The organism is Microcystis sp. M179S2, from assembly GCF_020245805.1.
Lineage (GTDB): Bacteria > Cyanobacteriota > Cyanobacteriia > Cyanobacteriales > Microcystaceae > Microcystis > Microcystis aeruginosa.
This window is the reverse complement of the sequence record NZ_JADBUE010000327.1, coordinates 1-6427: the sequence shown is the minus strand read 5'-3', so window position 1 is coordinate 6427 and position 6427 is coordinate 1. Positions and strand designations below refer to the sequence as shown.

Sequence of the window (6427 nt, the reverse complement as noted above, 5' to 3'; positions counted from 1 at the left end):
CCAAGCTTTTCTGGTCGGAACCCCCTAAGCCGAGTTTTCAAGGTGCTGCGCCGTCCACTTGGTTTTCGAGACTGGCCTTTTAATTCTAACGTAAAGCCAACCTAGAACGGCGGGGTTTCAGACCCAAAATTTCCGATGAGGAGCTTTTTGCCTGACTGACGGACATATTTTCAACACAATAAGTGGTCGTGCCCAATTAATTTCCTAAACCTTGACGAGGAATTCTGTAAACTTCGATCAAAAGCCGCGTAAATTCTGTATTTTCTCTGGAAGTCTTAGATATAGCTTTTAAAATTGTGATCGTAGCGGTAGGCTAATTCAGATCAATTAAACTTCTTCCTCACTCCCGACTTTGTTAGTACCATGAAACCTAACTCTGGCCGTAAACGGTTATTATCCCTGATATCTGCCGTTTCTTGTAGTTCCCTCTTGATTTTATCCCCTCTAGCCCAGAGAGCGCAAGCAGACGATATTACGGATGCCTTAGAAGCGGTAATTGAATATACGGCTCAATTACACCAGATCAATTTTAAGTATTTGTTAAGCGATGGCCCGATAACCACTCCCTGCGGCGTAATTTCCCTAGCGGCTTTCTGCACTGTAGATAATACAGTCTATGTCAATCTCAAGCAAGTTACTGGTATTAGCGATAATCCTTTATTTCCCCTTTACGCCGTCGCTCACGAGGCCGCTCACGCTGTTCAGTGGAATCGGGGTATTGGTGGCATCGATGAAGGTGGGATGAGCATCGGCATTGAATTACAGGCCGATTGTCTAGCGGGAGATACCCTTTCTTGGTTATTTACCGAAGCTAGAGGTTTATCCAAACAGGATTATATAATAGCGGGAAAACTTCTAGCGGAAGCCGCTTCGGAAGTGGGCGATTTTGAAGCTCCTAATCGCTCCCACGGGACACCGCAACAGCGAGGTGATTCGGTCTTGCAAGGATTCTACGGGGAAAATCATGAAGCTTGTATGCGTTAACTAACACTCAAGGCTATATTTCCCCTAGAATGCCTAAAAAAGCCTAAAAAACTACTGTAACCCTAACCAAGATAACAGACCTTGGCCAGTTAGATACTCGATCAACAGGGTGATCACAAAACCAATCATAGCAGCCCTACCGTTGAGGCGCTCGGCATAGTCATTAAAGCCAAATTTGGGATCTTCTAATTTGGGGGTTTGAGTCGGTTGTGGTTCAGTCATAATCTTTACAGGCTGTTTACATTTCTTTACTATTCTAGCGGAGTTAGAACTTAGGTTGTAACTAATTTCTAACTCCTCTCTATTTGCCCTAATCTCGACCGTTAAGGGCGATTAAAAGGCGCAGAATAAAGATAAATAGGTTGATATAGGTCAAATACATCGATAAAGCAGCGCTGAGATACTGCTCATCTCTGTAGGTACGGGGCAAGATGTAAAAGTCCACCACTGCCGAGCCGGCAAACAAGAAAACCCCGATGCCAGAAATGGCGATTTCTAACCAGGTGGGAGTAGCACCACCAAAGATAGAGAAAATTAGCTGACCAATGAGAACAATAAAGAGAGCGAGAATACCGATGCTAACGGTTTGAGTCAGGGCTAAACCATCTTTTTCCGACAGATTCGAGCCGATATTCCGTCCCAACACAAAAGCAATGCCGCAACCGAGGGCAGCAATTGCTACTCCTCGCAAACCGACACCGGAAGTACCTAAGGCCACATAGACGATTCCACTGAGAGTATAGCCAGAAAGAAGACTATAGAGAGTCAGCAGGGGCAGAGCAGTGCCTGTATTGCCTCTTTCGGCAGTATTACGGGCGACAAAAAATAAAATAATCTCGGCAACCAGGGCGACAAAGAAAGTCGGGAAGAAAATCTGGGGATAGGATTGGATCACACCTAAACCGCCATAGGTTCCCACCGCAGTCAAAATTAGACCGCCACCGAGATAGGGCAGGGCCTTGGGGATAACATTAGGGCCGATAAGAGCTTGGCTTTTAGCCTCGCGTAAAGCTTGACGAAAGTTACTGGTATTACTCATGGTTACTAGGATTCGAGATACTTGTCTCAATCAATCTTGTTAAACAGAAACTATTCTTGATTAGTTCGTCAAGAATGCCGAATCGCAGGGAAGAAAAAAAAGTAATTTTTCCCCCAGCATCGATTCCCTCTTGATTGTAACGAAAAGACTAGGGATCTAGCTAGAAGCCACAGTTTTCTCCCCTCTTGACCTTTTAAGTTACCGTAAACAGAAGCCCGATTCAAGGCGATAATGTCCCGTAAACTGAATATTTCCTGTTTTTACTAACTACAATCTTCAGAGTATCCCCTGACCTAAAGCCAAACCTGTCACCAACATTCCTAAGACTAGAAAAGGCTGGGCGCTGGCTTGATATTTGACATCATTTTTGAGCGGATCCCGCAGAAAATACATATCTTGGAAAGTGATCTGAGGGATAATTAATAACAGTAAAATAGCGGCATAAAGATTCTGATGAATACTAATCAGATAACCCGCAATTCCTGCTTGAAAAACATCGATCATAATCACGCAAATCCAAGCCGAGGTAGTAATTCCAAACATAACTGGCAAGGATTTTAAGCCTAATTTTTCGTCACCTTCCACACTTTTAAAGTCGTTAACTACAGCAATGCCTAACCCCGCTAGACTATAGATGAGGGTTAAGATCATAATTGTCCAATTTAACTGACCAAAAAGGGCGTGACCAGCCCACCAAGGTAATGCTATATAACTAGCACCGAGGGCATAATTTCCCAGCCAACCATTTTGTTTTAATTTTAAAGGTGGCGCTGAATAAATATAGGCGATAAAAGAACCAAATAGGGTTAAACAGAGCATGATCGGGAAATCATGACCGGCCCAGCGATCGAGAAGATAAGCTATTCCTAACCCACCCGCTAATAAAACCAAAATCTGGCCGACTACTTGCGGAATAGAAATTGCCCCCGAAGGAATCGGGCGATAGGGTTCATTAATTGCATCGATTTCTCGATCGTAAAAATCATTTAAAGTTTGGGTATAACCAGTCATCAATGGACCGGAAAGTAACATACAGGTGGCCGCTTTTAAGACATCTTCTAAAGACCAAGTATAATTCCCCGATGAAGCAGCCCCACAGACAACCCCCCAAATTAGGGGAATCCAAGTGATCGGCTTCATCAATTGTAAGCGGATTTTCCAGAGGGAGGTTTCTGCCGATGAGGCCCCTTTCATGCCCAATAACTGGCGAGTTTTTGCGCCTCGATTATCCTTGTTTTCTATCTCGGTGTTCGACATAATCCCTTAAAAAGAAATAATTAAGTAACCGTCTTGGAATTTTGCCCCTTTTACCGCTCGTCCGGTTAGAGGCGGTGGTACATCAATATTACGCCGTTGCTCCCCCGCTTCGATGGTTAATTCTGGACCCGATTGCGTCAGTTTTACCTGTTTTTTCTCGAATCCGGGTAAATAAACCTTGACCTGACCGACTGCCGTATCGATTATTAACGGTTTGGGCGGCTGCACCGTGAGAAAATTGGGTAACTCGGCGATTAACTCCTGCCAATCTTCTCCTTGACGGTCCGGTAAAATCGCCGCCGGCAGCGGGGCAAAATCCTCCGTGGCACTCTGACAGCGATTAAAAATCACTCCCCCCACATTTAAACCGATTTGCTGCGCCCCACCCCAAAGATATTTGGCATCTGCGATCGCAAGTGGATCATCATTGGTGACTAGATAGGCTAAAACTCGCCGAGGATCGGCTAAAGCCGAGCGCCCCTCGTCTAAAATGTTATTATCGGCCTTCTTCCCCAAACCATCGGGATTAAAGGAGAAATTCAGCACGGCAGCGGCGATCGGTTGGAAAAAGGGAGAAAGGGTGCGACCAATCTCGGAATCACTGAAAACCTGCCGAAAACGCCGTAAATACCAGCCACCTACCTCTGGAATACCCAACATTCTCAGGCTGTTGATATCTCCGCTGCCGTCGTAGATGATGACATCGTAATTTCCGCTTTTATCCTGTTCCCGCAGGAAATTTAAAGCTAGAGCTTGATCCATTCCGGGTAAAATGCCCAACTCTTGACCATAAACATTTTTCAAGGTGGGAGAACGCAAATACTGCTTTTCCAGTTCCTTGACTTCTTCCCAACTTTTTTCTAGTAACTGTGTACTACTAAGCTGCACAACCGAGAGATTGGGGGCAATTTCCGTAATGGAGGAGCTAGGGGAGGCCTTGAGGAGTAATCCCCAAGCAGGACCGGAATCTTGACCGATCAAGAGAACTTTTGACCCCAGACCAGCCATTTTTCTTGCCGAAGCGATCGCTATCGTACTGCGACCGCTGCCCCCCTTGCCCAAAAAGGTCAAAATTAAGGACATAGTTAATTCCTAAGCGTTATATTTAGATGAGTTTGAGTTCATCCTCAAAAAACCAAGTAGCGGTCTTATCATCGAACTGGACAACAGCACCAACACCGCTGCCATCGGTCATCTTAAAATTTTTGATGACACCCACTTTACCCAATTTACCCGCTACATCCGAGTTAACGCGGTCTCTTAAGCGACAGACCTTGACTTTTTGCCCGATTTCCATTACTTCCACAGTTTTAATAAGACGATAATTCAATAAACCAATCCTAAGTTTAATATAAATTCGTGTCAGATAAACCCCCCAATGCTCTTCAGTTATCGGTCTTTCTCAGATCATCTGCACTTAGCGATCATATATACTAAGCAATCGGCCAAAATCAACCTCCTGGTTAGGATGGGCAAGAGGCAATAGGCAATAGGCAAGAGGCAAGAGGTAGTTAGATATGTGTAATTAATTGTGTCTAGCTACTCAAAAAAAAGGGTTTTATTTGGTTTCTGGGGCAGGATTTTGGAGATTTTCTATTTGTTCTCTTTGCTTGCGTTTAAACTCCTCGGCCGCTTCGTTGATATTATTGAGGGTGTCTTCCTGAAATTCCGCTCCGTCCCGGCTACGACGAAAATTACTATTATGAATCAAGTCTAAAGGATTAAAACCACCGAGATCATCCCTGCCATCGGAACTACGTTCATTTTTTTGATAATCTGGCTGACTGGGGTTCAAGCTTTGAGCTAACACTTGCGGACTAAAATCAGCCCCGACCAATAAAATAGTAGCTAGGAATAAAGACGATTTGATCAACATTTTTTGAGTATTCATAATCTAACTAACTCCTCAGAAAATTAAGTGGGTAGGTGTTAAAAGTTGTCAGGCACCCCCCTTATCAAGGGGCGACTAAGGGGCAATCAGAGGCAAAATCTATCTTCAATTTAATTATAACTACTTACTTGTCTAGTTTTTGGTGGTGAGAAAGTTGCAGGCTTTTCAGTGAAAGTAAACTGATAACTGATAACTGATAACTGATAACTGATTTAAGCAAAACGACGACGAAGTAAGGGCTGAATTGCCAAAAGGATTAGCAGATCGAAAGCTAAGAGCAGGCCTAAAACTGTCAAGAAATTGAGGTCAAGCCAAGGGGTTTGTAAGACTATGCTATCAAAAGACCAGTGCTGATTGAAATAAATATAACGGATCGGTTCGATCGCATAGGTAAGAGGGTTGAGACTAGCGATTACTTGTAACCAATCTGCCATAAAGTTTAAGGGAGCGAGGGCGGTACTGGCAAATAAAAGCGGTAAATTGGTGACGAAAATGACGGCGATTAATTCGATATGTCCGGGGAGAGCAAAGGTTAAACTGAGACTTAAGGCGGTCATACCCAAAACTATTAGGAAAACAATCAAAGCGATCGCACCTAATCCGGCTAAACTGGGCAATCCTGCCCCTAAAAAGGCACTAGCAGCCACGATCGAGGCGGTTTGGATGAAACTGAGGGCGATAATATAGATGGTAGAAGCGGCCACGATCGAGTAACGAGTGGTTAAAGGTGCTACCAAGAGACGGTTAAGAAAGCCAAATTCTCGATCGAACATTACCGGTAAACCAGCATTTAAGGCCCCAGAAAAAGCGGTAAAGACAATCACCCCGGGGGCGAGAAATTTAGCATAACTGAGATCGTCGCCGAATAGACCCTGGGGAGCCTTATAAAACAATGCCCCAAATAAAATCAGCCACATAAAGGGCTGAATTACCCCCGCGATTAGGGTTGAAGGACGACGTTGTAATTGGATGAACAGACGTTTAGTCATGGCCAGAGTTTCTTGCAGAAATTCCCCTAGCACATTTCCCCCATCGTCCACCGTTGCTGCTCTAGTGGGATTGGGGGCTAAACTAGCTTTTAAGGAAGAAGGTGTGATGGTTTGGCTCATCGGAAATTTTGGGTCTGAAACCCCGTCGTTCTACGACGGCTTTACTGTTAAATATTAGCACATTTACGAAATATATGCTAAAATGTGAGGTATGGAAAAAGCCTATTCGTTTCGATTTTACCCCACACCCGAACAAGAGTCGCTATT

General features: G+C 44.3%; 9 protein-coding genes. 2 read left to right on the top strand and 7 right to left on the bottom strand.

What is annotated here, in order from left to right:
• The first annotated feature begins 363 nt into the window (after positions 1 to 363).
• Positions 364 to 984, top strand: coding sequence for a hypothetical protein (locus tag IM500_RS20365; RefSeq protein WP_002796853.1), 621 nt, complete (start codon positions 364 to 366; stop codon positions 982 to 984).
• A gap of 51 nt (positions 985 to 1035) precedes the next feature.
• Here the strand turns inward: IM500_RS20365 and IM500_RS20360 are convergent, their stop codons facing one another.
• The 7 genes from IM500_RS20360 to IM500_RS20330 form a co-directional block, all read right to left on the bottom strand.
• Positions 1036 to 1206 carry a CAB/ELIP/HLIP family chlorophyll-binding protein gene (locus tag IM500_RS20360; RefSeq protein ID WP_002742489.1) on the bottom strand — a complete coding sequence of 57 codons (171 nt, stop codon included), beginning with the start codon at positions 1204 to 1206 and terminating at the stop codon, positions 1036 to 1038.
• 88 nt (positions 1207 to 1294) lie between these two features.
• Complete coding sequence (locus IM500_RS20355; protein ID WP_043996014.1) at positions 1295 to 2023, bottom strand: Bax inhibitor-1/YccA family protein; 729 nt, start codon at positions 2021 to 2023, stop codon at positions 1295 to 1297.
• A gap of 276 nt (positions 2024 to 2299) precedes the next feature.
• Positions 2300 to 3280: a chlorophyll synthase ChlG gene (chlG, locus tag IM500_RS20350; protein WP_125732609.1), complete on the bottom strand. Its 981-nt coding sequence runs from the start codon at positions 3278 to 3280 to the stop codon at positions 2300 to 2302.
• A 6-nt stretch (positions 3281 to 3286) separates the two neighbouring features.
• Positions 3287 to 4363: a Get3/ArsA fold putative tail anchor-mediating ATPase NosAFP gene (locus IM500_RS20345; RefSeq protein ID WP_190719772.1), complete on the bottom strand. Its 1077-nt coding sequence runs from the start codon at positions 4361 to 4363 to the stop codon at positions 3287 to 3289.
• Between the two features lie 22 nt (positions 4364 to 4385).
• Positions 4386 to 4577, bottom strand: a complete 192-nt coding sequence (gene petP, locus IM500_RS20340) for a cytochrome b6f subunit PetP (protein WP_002742483.1) — start codon at positions 4575 to 4577, stop codon at positions 4386 to 4388.
• 261 nt (positions 4578 to 4838) lie between these two features.
• The gene (locus tag IM500_RS20335; protein WP_147072214.1) at positions 4839 to 5171 is read right to left on the bottom strand and encodes a hypothetical protein; all 333 of its coding nucleotides are present in this window, start codon (positions 5169 to 5171) and stop codon (positions 4839 to 4841) included.
• Positions 5172 to 5383: 212 nt separating this feature from the next.
• Positions 5384 to 6280: an ABC transporter permease gene (locus IM500_RS20330; protein WP_190719775.1), complete on the bottom strand. Its 897-nt coding sequence runs from the start codon at positions 6278 to 6280 to the stop codon at positions 5384 to 5386.
• A gap of 91 nt (positions 6281 to 6371) precedes the next feature.
• Between IM500_RS20330 and IM500_RS24605 the strand changes: the two genes are divergently transcribed.
• The coding region (locus IM500_RS24605; RefSeq protein ID WP_072024880.1) for a helix-turn-helix domain-containing protein at positions 6372 to 6427 on the top strand (56 nt) is incomplete at its 3' end.